Annotated in this window: 15 protein-coding genes; 4 read left to right on the top strand and 11 right to left on the bottom strand. The window is 61.2% G+C overall.

Going from position 1 to position 16,074, the window contains the following annotated elements; all coding sequences use genetic code 11:
- Window positions 1-1,653 (top strand): SulP family inorganic anion transporter, encoded by a 1,653-nt coding sequence (locus AC07O2_RS18875; RefSeq protein ID WP_495077282.1) that lies wholly within the window; start codon window positions 1-3, stop codon window positions 1,651-1,653.
- A gap of 7 nt (window positions 1,654-1,660) precedes the next feature.
- Here AC07O2_RS18875 and bamE read toward each other — a convergent pair whose 3' ends face one another.
- Window positions 1,661-2,143 carry an outer membrane protein assembly factor BamE domain-containing protein gene (gene bamE, locus AC07O2_RS18870; RefSeq protein ID WP_495077281.1) on the bottom strand — a complete coding sequence of 161 codons (483 nt, stop codon included), beginning with the start codon at window positions 2,141-2,143 and terminating at the stop codon, window positions 1,661-1,663.
- Between the two features lie 95 nt (window positions 2,144-2,238).
- Between bamE and AC07O2_RS18865 the strand changes: the two genes are divergently transcribed.
- Window positions 2,239-2,442 carry a DUF3460 family protein gene (locus AC07O2_RS18865; RefSeq protein WP_495077280.1) on the top strand — a complete coding sequence of 68 codons (204 nt, stop codon included), beginning with the start codon at window positions 2,239-2,241 and terminating at the stop codon, window positions 2,440-2,442.
- A gap of 62 nt (window positions 2,443-2,504) precedes the next feature.
- A complete protein-coding gene (locus tag AC07O2_RS18860; RefSeq protein ID WP_495077279.1) occupies window positions 2,505-3,374 on the top strand; it encodes a segregation and condensation protein A in 870 nt (289 codons plus the stop codon).
- Window positions 3,375-3,502: 128 nt separating this feature from the next.
- Here AC07O2_RS18860 and AC07O2_RS18855 read toward each other — a convergent pair whose 3' ends face one another.
- The 6 genes from AC07O2_RS18855 to AC07O2_RS18830 form a co-directional block, all read right to left on the bottom strand.
- On the bottom strand, window positions 3,503-4,354 hold the full coding sequence (locus AC07O2_RS18855; protein WP_495077278.1) for a GNAT family N-acetyltransferase: 852 nt from the start codon (window positions 4,352-4,354) through the stop codon (window positions 3,503-3,505).
- A gap of 164 nt (window positions 4,355-4,518) precedes the next feature.
- A complete protein-coding gene (gene glmM / locus AC07O2_RS18850; protein ID WP_495077277.1) occupies window positions 4,519-5,874 on the bottom strand; it encodes a phosphoglucosamine mutase in 1,356 nt (451 codons plus the stop codon).
- Window positions 5,875-5,940: 66 nt separating this feature from the next.
- Window positions 5,941-6,801, bottom strand: a complete 861-nt coding sequence (folP, locus tag AC07O2_RS18845) for a dihydropteroate synthase (RefSeq protein WP_495077276.1) — start codon at window positions 6,799-6,801, stop codon at window positions 5,941-5,943.
- A gap of 86 nt (window positions 6,802-6,887) precedes the next feature.
- Window positions 6,888-8,810, bottom strand: coding sequence for an ATP-dependent zinc metalloprotease FtsH (gene ftsH / locus AC07O2_RS18840; protein ID WP_495077275.1), 1,923 nt, complete (start codon window positions 8,808-8,810; stop codon window positions 6,888-6,890).
- Between the two features lie 179 nt (window positions 8,811-8,989).
- On the bottom strand, window positions 8,990-9,679 hold the full coding sequence (locus AC07O2_RS18835; protein WP_495077274.1) for an RlmE family RNA methyltransferase: 690 nt from the start codon (window positions 9,677-9,679) through the stop codon (window positions 8,990-8,992).
- A 64-nt stretch (window positions 9,680-9,743) separates the two neighbouring features.
- Window positions 9,744-9,986 (bottom strand): hypothetical protein, encoded by a 243-nt coding sequence (locus tag AC07O2_RS18830; protein WP_495077273.1) that lies wholly within the window; start codon window positions 9,984-9,986, stop codon window positions 9,744-9,746.
- Window positions 9,987-10,206: 220 nt separating this feature from the next.
- Here AC07O2_RS18830 and AC07O2_RS18825 point away from each other — a divergent pair, with 220 nt between their 5' ends.
- On the top strand, window positions 10,207-10,689 hold the full coding sequence (locus AC07O2_RS18825; protein ID WP_490592661.1) for a YhbY family RNA-binding protein: 483 nt from the start codon (window positions 10,207-10,209) through the stop codon (window positions 10,687-10,689).
- A gap of 1 nt (window position 10,690) precedes the next feature.
- On the opposite strand, the gene AC07O2_RS18820 is transcribed toward AC07O2_RS18825, so the two are convergent.
- From AC07O2_RS18820 to carA, 4 genes are read right to left on the bottom strand one after another with little or no spacing between them, the layout of a single operon-like run.
- Window positions 10,691-11,104, bottom strand: a complete 414-nt coding sequence (locus AC07O2_RS18820; protein WP_495077272.1) for a DUF4149 domain-containing protein — start codon at window positions 11,102-11,104, stop codon at window positions 10,691-10,693.
- 3 nt (window positions 11,105-11,107) lie between these two features.
- Entirely contained in the window at window positions 11,108-11,584 is a 477-nt protein-coding gene (greA, locus tag AC07O2_RS18815) for a transcription elongation factor GreA (RefSeq protein ID WP_495077271.1), read from the bottom strand.
- Between the two features lie 32 nt (window positions 11,585-11,616).
- Window positions 11,617-14,847: a carbamoyl-phosphate synthase large subunit gene (gene carB / locus AC07O2_RS18810; protein ID WP_495077270.1), complete on the bottom strand. Its 3,231-nt coding sequence runs from the start codon at window positions 14,845-14,847 to the stop codon at window positions 11,617-11,619.
- Window positions 14,840-16,012 (bottom strand): glutamine-hydrolyzing carbamoyl-phosphate synthase small subunit, encoded by a 1,173-nt coding sequence (gene carA, locus AC07O2_RS18805; protein WP_116606085.1) that lies wholly within the window; start codon window positions 16,010-16,012, stop codon window positions 14,840-14,842. Before carA ends, carB begins: the two co-directional genes overlap by 8 nt.
- Window positions 16,013-16,074 lie beyond the last annotated feature (62 nt).

Genomic DNA, 16,074 nt, shown 5'->3' with positions numbered 1-16,074 from the left:
ATGGCCTCCCCGCTTGCCCGCTTCCGCCCGCGTCTGTGGGACGCGTTGCGCGGCTATAGCGGGGAGCGTTTCGCCAAGGACGTGGGCTCGGGCGTCACGGTGGGCATCGTGGCCCTGCCGCTGGCCATGGCGTTTGCGATTGCCAGCGGCCTCACGCCCCAGGCGGGGCTGTGGACGGCCATCATCGCCGGCTTCATCATCTCCGCGCTCGGTGGCACCACGGTGCAGATTGGCGGGCCGGCGGGGGCCTTCATCGTCATCGTCTACGGCATCGTCGAGCGCTACGGCGTGGCCAACCTGCTGATCTCCACCGCCTGCGCGGGCGTGCTGCTGTTCGGCCTGGGCCTGTTCAAGCTGGGCACGCTGGTGCGCTATGTGCCGGTGAGCATCGTCATCGGCTTCACCAACGGCATTGCGGTGCTGATTGCGCTATCGCAGCTGAAGGACTTGCTGGGGCTGGACATTGCCAAGATGCCGGGCGACTTCTTCTCGCAGATCAAGACCATTGCCGCCCACCTGGGCAGCGCCAACCCGTATGCCTTCGCGCTGGGCGCGCTGTGCATCCTGGGCCTGGTGGTCTGGCCGCGCATATTCGTGCAGGGCTCGCCAGTGATACGCCTGCTGGAGGGGCGCACGGTGCGCACTTTTGCCCGCGTGCCCGGGCCCATCATGGCGCTGGTCAGCCTGTCGCTGCTGGCCTGGGGTCTGGACCTGCCGGTAGAGACGCTGGGCAGCCGCTTTGGCCAGATTCCGGGCGGCCTGCCGGCGTTTGCGCTGCCCGACTTCAGCTGGGCCACGGTGCGCCTGCTGGTGACGCCCACCATCACCATCGCTCTGCTGGGCGCCATCGAGTCGCTGCTGTGCGCCCGCGTAGCCGACCAGTTGGCCACCGACCCACACCATGTGAAGCACGACCCCAACCAGGAGCTGATGGCCCAGGGCGTGGCCAATTTCGTGGTGGCTTTCTTTGGCGGCATGCCGGCCACCGGCACGATTGCGCGCACGGTGACGAATATCCGCTCCGGCGCCACATCACCCATCGCGGGCATCGTACACGCCCTGGTGCTGGCCGTGGTGGTGCTGGTGGCCGCGCCTCTGGCCCTGTACATCCCGCTGGCGGTGCTGGCAGGCATATTGCTGTTCGTGGCCTGGAACATGGGCGAATGGCATGAGTTTGTGCGCCTGCGCAACTTCAGCAGCCACTACCGCACGCTGTTGCTGGGTACCTTCTTTCTGACCGTGGTGTTCGACCTGACCGTGGCCGTGGAGGTGGGCATGGTGCTGGCCTGCATTCTTTTCATACGCCGCATGAGTTCGCTGTTCCGCGTGGCACCGCTGCCGTCCAAACCGGAGGTGTTGGCATTCAAGCTGTATGGCGCGCTGTTTTTTGGCGCGGTGGCCAAGATCGACCCCATTGTGCGGGCGGTGGAAAAACACCCTGCGGGCATGCGGGTGGAGCTGGACGCATCGCAGTTGATCTCGTTGGATGCGACCGGCCTGGACGCGCTGGAGCAGCTGTTCAAGGTGGTGCTGCAGCACGGTGGCCAGCTGCACATCCGCCATGTGAACCCCCAGCCACGCGGGCTGATGGAGCGCTCGGGCTTTGCGGCGCGGCTGAACGGCTTCCAGCCGGCGCCGGCCACCCGGTACTGAGATTGCGCTAGCGCCGCTCGGTGTCCGGGTCGGTGACGGACAAGGTGCGCAGCACCCGCATATCCGGGTCAAACACCACGGTGAACACCATGGACTGGTTGGGCGGCAACAGGTAGCGCCAGTCGTAGTCGGTCTCGTGCTTGAGCACAAAGGGCGTGATCTTCATGGGCTTGCCCAGCATGCGGCGCACCTCTTCCATGGCCATGCCGGGCTGCACCTTGGCGAAGTTCTCCGGCGTCAGCACCTGGCGCAGCGCGGCCATCTTGCCGTCCGGGGCTATGGTGACCATGTAGTTGCGGTGACCGGCGGGTTGGCGGTTGTATTCAAAGATACGGGCGCCACCGGGCGCGTCCCAGATGTTCTCGGGCGTGCCGAACTGGGCGCGCACATCGGCCTCGGTGGCCACACCTTCTTCGAGCTGGTCTATACGCTGCGCATCACAGCCCAGCAGGCCCACCACGGCGGCCCAGATCGTCGCCATCAACGCCATTCGCCAAATCCTTTGCACCACACGCGCCCCCGGTAAAATCACGCCCATCCATGCCCGTTCTGCGGCATGCCAGAGCCAACACTGAGGTTTAGTTTATGCCCTTCTTCCGCCGCGCCGACTACACGTCCGAAACCACGGATTTCATCGAACAGCTGAAAGCCCAAAAACCCCAGCTGGAGGCCCAGCAACTCGCAGGCCGTGCCCTGCTGTGGGACAAAAAAGTGGACCGCGACGCGCAGGCCGAATTCCGCGCCGGCCGGGTCGAGCAAAAGCCCTACGTCTACCAAACCAATAGCTAAATAGAAAACTGCTTGCAGCGCAGGTAGTACCTGCGCAAGCAGCTATTTATTCCATAGCAGCAATGGCATCCGCCAAGCCCGCACACGCGGACGCAGAAGCATTGCCCGCAGGCAGTGCCGCCGCCCTGGAAAGCATGCCCGCAGTGGTTGACCAGGTGGCCTTGGCGCGCCTGTACGGCGAGCCGCTGTTTGCCATGCCACTGGACCTGTACATCCCGCCCGACGCGCTGGAGGTGTTTCTGGAGGCCTTCGAAGGCCCGCTGGACTTGCTGCTGTACCTGATACGCAAGCAGAACTTCAACATCCTCGACATCCCCATGGCGCCGCTGACGCGCCAGTACCTGGCCTATGTGGACGAGATCCGCAGCCGCAACCTGGAGCTTGCAGCCGACTATCTGCTGATGGCGGCCATGCTGATCGAGATCAAGTCGCGCATGCTGCTACCGCCCAAGAAGGTGGCCGAGGGAGAAGAGGCCGAAGACCCGCGTGCCGCCCTGGTGCGCCGCCTGCTGGAGTACGAGCAGATCAAACTGGCCGCCGCCCGGCTCAACGCCTTGCCGCAGTTCGGCCGCGACTTCCTGAAGGCCCAGGTCTACATCGAACAAGCGCTGCAGCCGCGCCTGCCCGAGGTCCACATCGCCGATCTGCAAGAGGCCTGGCGCGACATTCTGCGCCGAGCCAAGCTGGTGCAGCACCACAAGATCAGCCGCGAGGAACTGTCGGTGCGCGAACACATGAGCTTTGTGCTGAAGGTGCTGCAGGGCCGCAAGTTCGTCGAGTTTGAAGAACTGTTCGACCCGGCCAAGGGCATGTCGGTGCTGGTCGTGACCTTCATCGCCCTGCTGGAGCTTGGGAAGGAAACCCTGGTGGAAATCGTCCAGGCCGAGGCCTTTGCGCCGATTTACGTGCGCCTAGCCTACGTATCTGTGTAACACCCCCAGGCTCCAGTGCGTAGCACTTTCCGCCACCCCCCTTGCAGGGGGCAGTACCAGCGGCCTGGCAAAGCCAGTTCCGCGGTACTTCTGGAACGGCGGCTTCGCGAAGCTTGCCTAAAAGGCTTTCAACCCTTGAACTGTTTGCGGTAGCGGCCTGGCAAGTCGGCCACGCGCATCAGCATGGGCAGGTCGGCGGTGTTGAAGTCCGGGTCCCAGGCCGGTGCGCCCAGCACCTTGGCGCCCAAGCGCAAGTAGCCGCGGATCAGAGCCGGTGGCTCGATGTCCAGGCTGCTGTCGAACTGGTGCAAAGGCAGCGGCAAGCGGGGTTGCACATGGTATTCAATCGGTGCCATATGGCTGGCCTGCAGCTGGCGCCAGATGCTGGCTGCCGCGTCGCCGCTGACCAGGCCGTTGTGCAGCATGGGGATGCTGGCACAGCCCACCATGGTGTCGAGCTGGTTGCGCTGCATGAATTCGGCCAAGGCACCCCACAGGGCCAGGATCACGCCACCATGGCGGTGCGCGGGATGCACGCAGCTGCGGCCCAGCTCCACCATGCGGCTGCGCAGGCTGCGCAAGCGCACCAGGTCAAATTCGGTATCGCTGTAGGTGCTGCCCACGCGCTTGGCCTGAACCGGGGTGAGCACGCGGTAGGTGCCAATCACTTCCTGGGTAGCCACATCCCGCACCAGCAGATGCTCGCAAAAGTCATCGAACAGGTCCACATCGTGGCCCGGTACGCGGCTGGACAGGCGTGCGCCCATTTCCACCGCAAAAACCTGGTACCTCAGGCGCTGGGCTTCGCGGACTTCATCCTGCTGCCGCGCCCAGGAAACCACGAACCCCGCCCCAGGCTGCGCATCCGCACTGCGGCCCGGTGCTTCCAACCGTTCTGAGCGTCGATGAAGTGACCCCCGAAGCAAAGACGCGGGCGTCAACGGCGAAAGTGCAAAGGTGGGGGTAGGCAGTTCTTTCATGGACTTCTCCTGTGTTGGAGAGAGTCTGAAAGAGCGTCATGACAACACCGTGTAGGTTTTATGGCGTCAGCGTGACATTACAACTGATACATCTCGCAGTGGCGCCGAGCAGGCTAAAGACGAGGGGCCGCAACATGGCGGCCCTTGCTTAGCTGTAGAGACTCTCAGCGCAAGGTCGCCGCGATCCGCTCGGCGCAGGCCTGGGCCTGCTGCGCGTCGCGGGCTTCCACCATGACGCGCACCAGGGGTTCAGTGCCGCTGGCGCGTATCAGCACACGGCCGTTCTTGCCCAGCTCGGCCTCCACCGCCTTGGTGGCAATTGGCAGCTGGGTATTGGCCTTCCAGTCCTGGCCAGGCTGCAGACGTACATTCACCAGGGTTTGTGGAAACAGGGTCAGGTCGGCCAGAAGTTCAGACAGGCTTTGACCGGCGCGCACGCAGGCTTGCAGCACTTGTAGCGCACTGACCAGGCCGTCGCCCGTGGTGTGCTTGTCCAGCGCCAGCAAATGGCCGGAGCCCTCGCCACCCAGCAACCAGCCGCGTTTTTCCAGTTCTTCCAGCACATAGCGGTCACCCACCTTGGCGCGCACCAATTCCACGCCCTGTTCCTGCAAAGCCAGCTCCACGGCCATATTGGTCATCAAGGTGCCCACCACACCGGGCACGGCATCGCCCGCGCGCTTGCTAGCGGCTTTGCCGCCCCGCGACAGACGCTCTTTCACCATCAGGTACAGGATCTCGTCGCCGTTGAACAGCCTGCCCTGGCTGTCCACCATTTGCAGACGGTCGGCATCGCCATCCAAGGCCACGCCAAAGTGGGCCTGGTGGGCTTTGACGGCCTCTACCAGGGCTTGGGGATGGGTCGCCCCCACCTTGTGGTTGATGTTCAGACCATCGGGTGCGCAGCCGATGGCGATAACCTCGGCGCCCAGCTCGTGGAAGACCTTAGGCGCAATGTGGTACGCCGCGCCATGGGCGGCATCCACCACGATGCGCAAGCCTTTCAGCGTCAGCGCGTTGGAGAAGGTGCTTTTGCAAAATTCGATATAGCGGCCAGCGGCATCGTCCAGGCGGCGGGTCTTGCCCAGTGAGGCGGAATCGGCCCACACCGGAGGTTTGTCCAAGGCCTCTTCGACCGCCATTTCCCAGACGTCGGGCAGCTTGGTGCCTTCGGCGCTGAAGAACTTGATACCGTTGTCCGGAAAGGGGTTGTGGCTGGCACTGATGACAACACCCAGGCTGGCACGCTGCGCGCGCGTCAAATAAGCCACGCCCGGGGTGGGCAGCGGCCCCAGCAAGACCACGTCGACACCGGCAGAGTTGAAGCCGGACTCCAACGCGGACTCCAGCATATAACCGGAAATACGGGTGTCCTTGCCAATCAGCACGGTGGGACGGGCCTCGGTCTGCTTCAGCACGCGCCCCACGGCATGGGCCAGGCGCAGTACAAAATCAGGGGTGATGGGAGCCTGGCCGACGGTGCCTCGAATGCCGTCGGTGCCGAAATAGGTACGGGTCATTTTTTTCCTGTTCTTATGAAATGCGTGCGATTACATCGCAATTTTGCTAGTTTTCTAATAGCTGTCTCAACCAGCGCTCGCCGTCCGCCAAACCTTGAGGGCCTGTACCGTCTGGGCCACGTCATGCACGCGCACGATACGGGCACCACGCTCCACCGCCAGCAAGGCGGCCGCTATGCTGGGCACCAGCCGCTCCTGCGGGGGCAAAGCGCCACTACCAACACCCATCAGGGCCAAAGAAGATTTGCGAGACCAACCCACCAAGAGCGGATACTCCAAGGCCAGCAGTTCAGACTGGCGCGCCAGCAGGGCAAAGTTCTGCTCCACTGTTTTGCCAAAGCCAACACCAGGGTCGAGTGTAATACGAGCCTTTTCAACCCCCAGCGCAGACAAACCCTGCGCCGAGCGCTTCAAAAACAATAGCACCTGCTGCACCACATCGCCTTGCATGGGCATGGCCTGCATGGTCATAGGTTCACGGTGCATATGCATCAGGCAGATTCCGCATGACGAATGGCTGGCCACGATGTCAGGGCCTCGGTACTGCGGTGCGGCGGGGTCCGTCCAACGCAGCGCCCAGATATCGTTGACGATGTCCGCTCCGGCATCCAGCGCGGCCTGCATGACCTGCGGCTTGTAGCTATCCACCGAAATAGGTACACCCAAGGTGGCTGCCGCACGCAACACGGGCAGCAGGCGTGCCAGCTCCTGCTCTACCGGCACCGGCTGGGCGCCAGGGCGGGTGGACTCCGCGCCCAGGTCCAGAATCTGGGCCCCGTCGCGCAGCAACTGCTCACAATGCGCCAAGGCAGCCGAGGTGACTGCATGCTGGCCACCGTCTGAAAACGAGTCAGGGGTGAGGTTGACGATGCCCATGACCTGGGGCTGATCCAAATTAACCTGAAAGCGGGACGTTTGCCAATACATGAGCGCTCAATACCGAGAAGGACTACTTCAACTACCTCAAAAACAGAAAAGGGCCCTCAGAGGGCCCTTTTCAACCGGCGCAGCGCTCAGGCTGCGGTAGGTGCTGGGTCAGTAGTGACAGCAGGTGCTCCGCCGCTGCCACCATTGCTGCCGCCACCCGTTGGTGTGCGCGGCGTCCAGTCCTTGGGAGGACGCGGCTCCCGGCCGGCCATGATGTCATCAATCTGGTCGATATCGATGGTTTCCCATTCCAGCAAGGCCTTGGCCATGGCGTGCATTTTGTCGGCGTTGTCTTCGATCAGCTTGCGCGCCAAGGAGTATTGCTGATCGATGATGCGGCGGACTTCACTGTCCACCTTTTGCATCGTCTGTTCGCTCATATTGGTGGTCTTGGTCACCGAGCGGCCCAGAAACACTTCGCCTTCGTTTTCCGCGTACACCATCGGGCCCAGTGCATCGGTCATGCCGTAACGGGTCACCATATCGCGGGCGATGGAGGTGGCACGCTCGAAATCGTTGCTGGCGCCGGTGGTCATCTGGTTCATGAACACTTCTTCGGCGATACGACCACCGAACAACATGCTGATCTGGCTCAGCATGTATTCGCTGTCGTAGCTGTAGCGGTCTTGGGCCGGCAAGCTCATGGTCACACCAAGCGCACGGCCACGGGGGATGACGGTAACTTTGTGCACTGGGTCGCACTTGGGCAGCAGCTTGCCGATCAGGGCGTGGCCAGACTCGTGGTAGGCCGTGTTGCGGCGCTCTTCCTCGGGCATAACCATGCTCTTGCGTTCCGGGCCCATCAGGATCTTGTCCTTGGCCTTCTCGAAGTCCTGCATTTCCACTACACGGGCATTGCGGCGAGCGGCCATCAGCGCAGCTTCATTGCACAGGTTGGCGAGGTCCGCACCCGACATGCCGGGCGTACCACGGGCAATGATGCTGGCGTTCACGTCCTGGCTGACCGGTACCTTGCGCATGTGCACATGCAGGATCTGCTCACGACCACGGATGTCCGGCAGCGTTACGTAGACCTGGCGGTCGAAGCGGCCTGGGCGCAGCAAGGCCGCATCCAGAATGTCAGGGCGGTTGGTAGCAGCCACCACGATCACGCCGAGATTGGTTTCAAAACCGTCCATCTCGACCAGCATCTGGTTCAAGGTTTGTTCACGTTCGTCGTTACCGCCGCCCAAGCCGGCGCCACGTTGGCGGCCAACTGCGTCGATTTCATCAATGAAGATGATGCAGGGTGCGTTCTTTTTAGCGTTCTCAAACATGTCGCGAACACGGGCTGCGCCCACGCCGACGAACATTTCGACGAAATCAGAACCGGAAATCGAGAAGAAAGGCACCTTGGCTTCACCAGCAATGCCCTTGGCCAACAGCGTCTTACCAGTACCAGGAGGGCCTACCAGCAGCAACCCACGCGGAATACGGCCACCCAGTTTTTGAAATTTTTGCGGGTCTTTCAGGAAGTCCACGACTTCCTTGACCTCTTCCTTGGCCTCGTCGCAACCCGCCACATCGGCAAAGGTCACAACGTTGTTGTTTTCGTCCAGCATGCGGGCCTTGCTCTTGCCGAAGCTGAACGCACCACCCTTGCCGCCACCTTGCATCTGGCGCATGAAGTACACCCAGACGCCAATCAACAGCAACATGGGGCCCCAGCTGACCAATAGCGTGGTGAGCAAGGAACCTTCTTCGCGGGGCTTGACGTCGAATTTGACATTGTTGGCGATCAGATCACCAACCAAGCCACGGTCCAGATAAGTGGCATTGGTGCGGATACGGCGGTCATCATTGGTGATGGCCACAATCTCGGTACCGCCCTGGCCTTCCTGTATGGTTGCTGTCTTGATGTGCTTGTTACGCACTTCGTCCAGAAACTCGGAATAGCCAAGATAGCCAGACCCCACGCTAGCGCGGGTGTCGAACTGTTTGAAAACCGTGAATAGCACCATCGCAATGACGAGCCAGACGGCAATTTTGGAAAACCACGGATTTTTCAAGCAAGGCTCCGGTAGAAAGACTTCAACGTAAGTGCGTACTATTTTAGGCGTTTCAAGGCCACGCACCTTATATCTTGACTATGGCAGCCACAGGCGTAACAAGGGTTTAACGGTACAACTACGCAATCCACCGTACTGTTACGAAACTGTTACGAAACTGTTACGAAACTGTTACGAAACTACTGTTGGGCTTTGGCCACTGATTTCAAGCCCAAGCCCACCAAGAACGTCTCCGTGGACTTGTCACGCGAAGCTTTGGGTTTCATGGGTTTCACCGTATGGAAAGACTGCTTGAACAGCTTCACCAGCGGGTCGTAAGCGCCACCATGGAACAACTTCACCACCAAAGCCCCCTGGGGTTTCAAATGGCTTTGGCAGAAATCCACGGCCAACTCTACTAAGCCCTCTACCCGCGCCGCATCCGCCGAATGGATGCCCGACAGATTCGGCGCCATATCGGACACCACCACATCCGCCAGACGGCCACCCAGTTCCTGGGCCAGCTTGTCCAGCATGCCCTGCTCGCAGAAATCGCCCTGGAAAAACACCACGCCCTCGATAGGCTCCATGGGTAGCAGGTCGATGGCAATGATGCTGCCATTGAGCTCACCCACCGCAGCACCACCACCCACCGCCGTCTTAGGCGACAGCTTGCGGCGTACATACTGGCTCCAGGCACCCGGACTGGACCCCAGATCGACCACCACATGCCCCGGCTTGATCAACTGGAAGGTCTCGTCAATTTCCTTCAATTTGTAGGCCGCACGGGCCCGGTAGCCCTCTCTTTTGGCCAATATCACGTAAGGGTCATTGACGTGATCATTCAACCAAGCCTTGTTGACTTTTTTACTTTGTGTTTTTACTTTCATATCTGGCTAGCTTACATGCAAGCCCTGCAAACAACCGAAGCCGGCCTTTTTCGTCAACAGTGTGTCACTTACGCAGTTCTTCATGAAGTAGTGACTCGTCCAGTTCCGGAGCGATGCAGATCATCATTGCGTAGATGGCCCGACCAGTCGCATAAACCATCAGCCCTTCAGTCTTTGCACGCTGCGCTACTATTTTTGGTTCTGCATTAAGAAAATCCTGCAACTTCGAATCCCTAGAGATAGTTGCCTGAACACAATTACAGACCTTGTCATAGTCAATGGGGTGCTTACTGAGTAGCTCACCCATTCCTTGGACATTACTAAATGTAGGCGCTGACTCCCTACATGTAGGATCTAGCTGCTTCGCCATTTGGGACGCTCCATCTACGTTTTGCGCATGAAGACTTACCGAGGTACTGCAAAGCACAGCTAGAAGTACGAGAGGAATACGGGACTTAAGGAAAGAGTACATCTTTGAGGACAACTTTTCTAGTTTTAACTTTCATCTTGGCCTTGATAATACGGACATGTCTCAAATACAACTTACCCCTGCCCAGCGCAAGGTTCATCGCGCTGAAGCCCACCATTTAAACCCGGTGGTGATGGTTGGCAGCGACGGCTTGACCCCCGCTGTCATCAAAGAAGTCAACCTGGCGCTGAACGCCCACGGCCTGATCAAGGTGCGTATTTTCTCGGACGACCGTGTCGCCCGCGAAACCATGTACCAAACTCTGGCGGATGAACTCGGCGCAGCCCCCATCCAGCACATCGGCAAGCTGCTGATACTCTGGCGCCCGCAGCCGGAAATCACCAAGGAACGCAAGATCGACGAAGACCGCATGCCCGGCCCGCGCGATTTCAAGGTGCTGAAACATAGCACGCGCGGTGGCCAGCGTCCTGAAGTAAAAACTTTGCGGGTTCTGGGCAACCAGCGCCTGACGGCAGGCGGTACGGTGAAACGCGCCAAGCCGAAGCCAAAAACCAGCCTCAAAAAGCGCAGCCAGACCTGATCTAGGTCCGCGGGGCCGACACCTTCCAGAGTGTCGCGCCCGCTGCCAGCCACTGCAGCAGATACAAGCCTGTACCCAGGCTATGCCAAAGCTTCAAGTTCTCCCGCGCCACGATGTGCGGGGATACGGCAAACTCCACCAGTACCGCGGCAAGCAACCCAAAAGCTATAAAAATAGTAGCTACTGGCGCATGCTTTACCTGCGCCAGAGCCTCATTTGACCTGGAAATCAACAGAAGCAACAAGGTACAGACCATCGACAGCCAGGTTTGCGCCGTAAACAGCTTGGCCGCCGTACTGCCGGCCAAGGCCGGGGTCGGCAGCACCATGAACAGCAATGGCACCACCATGAAACCCAGCGTGGTCAGGCTGCCCCACCACAGGGCCGCCAAACCGATGGGCAAACGCTGGCGCATGGCTTAGATGTAGCTGACCGCCATCACTTCATAACGTTTGATACCGCCTGGCGCATTCACCTCGGCGGTATCGCCGACTTCCTTGCCGATCAGAGCGCGGGCAATCGGACTGGACACGTTGATGCGGCCCAGCTTCAGGTCGGCCTCGTCTTCGCCGACGATCTGGTATTGCACGGCCTGGCCGGAATCTTCGTCTTCCAGATCGACCGTGGCGCCGAACACGACGCGGCCACCAGCATCCAGTGCTGCGGGATCAATGATCTGGGCGGCGGACAACTTGCCTTCCACCTCCTGGATACGGCCTTCGATAAAGCCCTGGCGGTCTTTCGCGGCTTCGTATTCGGCGTTTTCGCTCAAGTCGCCCTGGGCCCGCGCCTCGGAGATGGCCGCGATCACCGATGGCCGCTCCACGGTTTTGAGCTTGTGCAGCTCGGCTTTCAGCGTCTCAGCGCCGCGCTTGGTAATAGGGATAGTAGACATAGAAAAATCCGGGTTCTGTTTTAAGCCGCCAATCAAGCAAGCAGTTGGGCGTGCATTTCCTGTACCGAGATCACATCCAGATCGTCCAGGTACTGCATGCCTTCCACCGCCGCTTCGGCACCAAAAATGGTGGTGAAGGTGGTGACACGGGCCAGCAAGGCCGAGGTGCGGATGTGGCGAGAATCGGCGATCGCGTTGCGGCGCTCTTCCACGGTGTTGATGACCAGAGCAATCTCGTTGTTCTTGATCATGTCCACGATATTGGGCCGGCCCTCGGTGACCTTGTTCACCACGTTGCAGGCAATGCCCGCCGCCTGGATCGCCGCCGCCGTGCCCTTGGTGGCCAGCAGGCTGAAGCCCAGAGCGGCCAAACCGCGCGCGACTTCCACCGCACGGGCCTTGTCGTTGTTCTTCACCGACACAAAGGCCACGCCGGAACGCGGCAGCTTGGTGCCCGCACCGATCTGCGACTTCACAAAGGCTTCGCCAAAGGTCTTGCCCACGCCCATCACCTCGCCGGTGGACTTCATCTCGGGGCCGAGAATCGTGTCCACGCCGGGGAACTTGACGAAGGGGAACACGGCTTCCTTGACGCTGAAATACGGCGGAGTCACTTCCTTGTGGATGCCTTGCGCGTCCAGCGACTGGCCGACCATGCAGCGGGCCGCCACCTTGGCCAGCTGGATGCCGGTGGCCTTGCTGACGAAGGGCACGGTGCGGGAGGCACGCGGGTTCACTTCCAGCACATAGATCACATCCTTGCCGTCGACGTTCTGAATGGCGAACTGCACGTTCATCAGGCCGACCACTTTCAGTGCATGCGCCATGGCCGTGGTCTGGCGCTTGATCTCGGTGACGGTCTCGGCCGACAGATAGTACGGGGGCAAGGAGCAGGCCGAGTCGCCGCTGTGCACGCCGGCTTGCTCGATGTGTTCCATCACGCCGCCGATGAACACGCGCTGGCCGTCGCAGATAGCATCCACATCGCATTCAATCGCGTCGTTCAGGAAGCGGTCCAGCAGCACCGGAGAGTCATGGCTGACCTTGACGGCTTCGCGCATGTAACGCTCCAGATCGCGCTGCTCGTGGACGATTTCCATGGCGCGGCCGCCCAGCACGTAGCTGGGACGCACCACCAAGGGGTAACCCAGGGCAGCAGCCTTTTCCAGCGCTTCGGGCTCGGTACGGGCCGTGGCATTCGGTGGCTGGCGCAGGTCCAGCGCATGCAGCAGCTTCTGGAAGCGTTCACGGTCTTCGGCCGCGTCGATCATGTCGGGGCTGGTGCCGATGATCGGCACGCCGTTGGCTTCCAGATCCAGCGCCAGCTTCAATGGGGTCTGGCCGCCGTACTGCACGATCACACCGAAAGGCTTTTCCTTGTCGACGATCTCCAGCACGTCTTCCAGGGTCAGCGGCTCGAAGTACAGGCGGTCGCTGGTGTCGTAGTCGGTGGACACGGTTTCGGGGTTGCAGTTGACCATGATGGTCTCGTATCCGTCTTCGCGCATGGCCAGCGCGGCGTGCACGCAGCAGTAGTCGAACTCGATGCCCTGGCCGATGCGGTTCGGTCCGCCCCCCAGCACCATGATCTTCTTCTTGTCGGTAGGCGCGGCTTCGCACTCGCCGCCTTCTGCCTCGTAGGTCGAGTACAGGTAGGCGGTGTCGGTGGCGAACTCGGCTGCGCAGGTGTCAACGCGCTTGTAGACCGGGCGCACGCCCAGCGCACGGCGGGCATTGCGCACCGCGGTGTCGGTGGTCTTCAGCTGCTTGGCCAGGCGGCGGTCCGAGAAGCCTTTTTGCTTCAGGGCGCGCAGCGTGGCGGCGTCGATGTCCTCCAGCGACTTGGTTTCCAGCTCCAGCTCGATCTTCACGATCTGCTCGATCTGCACCAGGAACCAGGGGTCGATCTTGGTCAGCGCAAACACTTCGTCCACGCTCATGCCCTGGGCAAACGCGTCGCCCACGTACCAGATGCGCTCGGGACCGGGCTCGCCGAGTTCTTTTTCCAGCACTTCGCGGTCCTGGGTCTTCTCGTTCATGCCGTCCACGCCGACTTCCAGGCCGCGCAGGGCTTTCTGGAAGGATTCCTGGAAGGTCCGGCCCATGGCCATAACTTCGCCAACCGACTTCATCTGCGTGGTCAGGCGCGCATCGGCAGTGGGGAATTTCTCGAACGCAAAACGCGGGATCTTGGTGACCACGTAGTCGATGCTGGGCTCGAAACTGGCGGGCGTAGCGCCGCCTGTGATGTCGTTGCGCAGCTCGTCCAGCGTGTAGCCGACAGCCAGCTTGGCCGCCACCTTGGCGATCGGGAAACCGGTGGCCTTGGAAGCCAGTGCCGAGGAACGCGAGACGCGCGGATTCATCTCGATCACCACCATGCGCCCGTCTTTGGGGTTGATGGAGAACTGCACGTTGGAGCCGCCGGTGTCCACGCCGATTTCGCGCAGCACCGCCAGGCTGGCGTTGCGCAGCAGCTGGTATTCCTTGTCGGTCAGGGTCTGGGCGGGGGCCACGGTGATGGAGTCGCCGGTGTGCACGCCCATGGGGTCCAGGTTTTCGATTGAGCAGACGATGATGCAGTTGTCGGCGGTGTCGCGCACCACTTCCATCTCGTACTCTTTCCAGCCCAAGAGCGACTCTTCGATCAGCAGCTCGTTGGTCGGCGAGGCTTCCAGGCCGCGCTTGCAGATGGTTTCAAACTCTTCGGCGTTATAGGCGATGCCGCCGCCGGTGCCGCCCAGGGTGAAGCTGGGGCGGATGACCGTGGGGAAACCCAGGGTCTTCTGCACATCCCAGGCTTCCTGCATGCTGTGCGCAATGCCGGAACGGGCCGAACCCAGGCCGATCTTGGTCATCGCGTCCTTGAACTTCAGGCGGTCTTCGGCCTTGTCGATGGCTTCGGGCTTGGCGCCGATCAGCTCGACCTTGTACTTCTCGAGCACGCCGTTGTGCCACAGGTCCAGCGCGCAGTTCAGCGCGGTCTGGCCGCCCATGGTCGGCAGGATCGCGTCCGGGCGCTCCTTGGCGATAATCTTCTCGACCGTCTGCCAGGTGATGGGCTCGATATAGGTGACGTCGGCCGTGGCCGGGTCGGTCATGATCGTCGCAGGGTTGCTGTTGATCAGAATGACTTTGTAGCCTTCTTCACGCAACGCCTTGCAGGCTTGCACGCCCGAGTAGTCGAACTCGCAGGCCTGGCCGATGATGATCGGGCCAGCGCCAATGATCAGAATGGATTTGAGGTCGGTCCGCTTAGGCATTTTTTGTTTTCTCCATCAGTGCGGTAAAGCGGTCAAACAGGTACGAGATATCGTGCGGGCCGGGCGAGGCTTCAGGGTGGCCCTGGAAGCAGAACGCCGGCTTGTCGGTACGGGCCAGGCCTTGCAGCGTGCCGTCGAACAAGGACACATGGGTGGCGCGCAGATTGGCCGGCAGGCTGGCCTGGTCCACGGCAAAACCGTGGTTCTGGCTGGTGATGCTGACGCGGCCATCGTCCAGGTCTTTGACCGGGTGGTTCGCGCCGTGGTGGCCGAACTTCATCTTGAAGGTCTTGGCGCCACTGGCCAGGGCCATAATCTGGTGGCCCAGGCAGATGCCGAAGGTGGGGATGCCGGTTTCGATCAGCTCGCGGGTCGCGGCAATCGCGTAGTCGCAGGGCTCCGGGTCGCCAGGGCCGTTGGACAGGAATACGCCATCAGGCTTCAAGGCCAGCACGTCTTTGGCGCTGGTCTGGGCCGGCACCACGGTGATGCGGCAGCCACGGCTGGCCAGCATGCGCAGGATGTTGAACTTGACACCAAAGTCATACGCCACCACGTGGAAGCGCGGTGCGGTCTGGTCGCCATAGCCTTGGTGCAGCTGCCATTCGGTCTGGGTCCAGGCATAGGATTCCTTGGCCGACACCACCTTGGCCAGGTCCAGGCCGGCCATGCTGGGTGCGGCCTTGGCGGCAGCCACCGCTTGGGCAATGGCCTCGGGCGTGACATCGTGGCCCGCGGGCAGTGCCAGGATGCAGCCGTTCTGCGCGCCATGGGTACGCAGGTGGCGGGTCAGCTTGCGCGTGTCGAGGTTGGCGATCGCCACCGTCTTTTGCTGAACCAGGTAGTCGGACAAGCTCAGGTGGCTGCGGAAGTTGGAGGCGACCATCGGCAGGTCTTTGATGACCAGGCCGGCGGCATGCACGCGGGCGGCTTCAACGTCTTCCACATTGACACCGTAGTTGCCGATGTGGGGGTACGTCAGGGTGACGATCTGCTGGCAGTAGCTGGGGTCGGTGAGGATTTCCTGGTAGCCGGTCATGGCGGTGTTGAACACCACCTCGCCCACGGTGGAGCCGGGGGCTCCAATGGAATTGCCAACAAAGACCGTGCCGTCTGCGAGCGCCAGGATGGCGGATGGGAAGGTTCCCTGAAGAGACAAAAGCACTGGGTTCTCCGAAATAGTTACGGGTACGCCCAAGCGGTCCAAGAGAAAACTCTTGCAAATGC

The organism is Rhodoferax sp. GW821-FHT10B06, from assembly GCF_059415605.1.
This window is presented reverse-complemented; position numbering and strand designations above follow the sequence as displayed.

Coding starts and splice junctions, on each gene's coding strand:
- AC07O2_RS18875 (WP_495077282.1), top strand. CDS start 1: ATGGCCTCCCCGCTTGCCCGCTTCCGCCCGCGTCTGTGGGACGCGTTG.
- bamE (WP_495077281.1), bottom strand. CDS start 2,143: ATGGCGTTGATGGCGACGATCTGGGCCGCCGTGGTGGGCCTGCTGGGC.
- AC07O2_RS18865 (WP_495077280.1), top strand. CDS start 2,239: ATGCCCTTCTTCCGCCGCGCCGACTACACGTCCGAAACCACGGATTTC.
- AC07O2_RS18860 (WP_495077279.1), top strand. CDS start 2,505: ATGGCATCCGCCAAGCCCGCACACGCGGACGCAGAAGCATTGCCCGCA.
- AC07O2_RS18855 (WP_495077278.1), bottom strand. CDS start 4,354: ATGAAAGAACTGCCTACCCCCACCTTTGCACTTTCGCCGTTGACGCCC.
- glmM (WP_495077277.1), bottom strand. CDS start 5,874: ATGACCCGTACCTATTTCGGCACCGACGGCATTCGAGGCACCGTCGGC.
- folP (WP_495077276.1), bottom strand. CDS start 6,801: ATGTATTGGCAAACGTCCCGCTTTCAGGTTAATTTGGATCAGCCCCAG.
- AC07O2_RS18835 (WP_495077274.1), bottom strand. CDS start 9,679: ATGAAAGTAAAAACACAAAGTAAAAAAGTCAACAAGGCTTGGTTGAAT.
- AC07O2_RS18830 (WP_495077273.1), bottom strand. CDS start 9,986: ATGGGTGAGCTACTCAGTAAGCACCCCATTGACTATGACAAGGTCTGT.
- AC07O2_RS18825 (WP_490592661.1), top strand. CDS start 10,207: ATGTCTCAAATACAACTTACCCCTGCCCAGCGCAAGGTTCATCGCGCT.
- AC07O2_RS18820 (WP_495077272.1), bottom strand. CDS start 11,104: ATGCGCCAGCGTTTGCCCATCGGTTTGGCGGCCCTGTGGTGGGGCAGC.
- greA (WP_495077271.1), bottom strand. CDS start 11,584: ATGTCTACTATCCCTATTACCAAGCGCGGCGCTGAGACGCTGAAAGCC.
- carB (WP_495077270.1), bottom strand. CDS start 14,847: ATGCCTAAGCGGACCGACCTCAAATCCATTCTGATCATTGGCGCTGGC.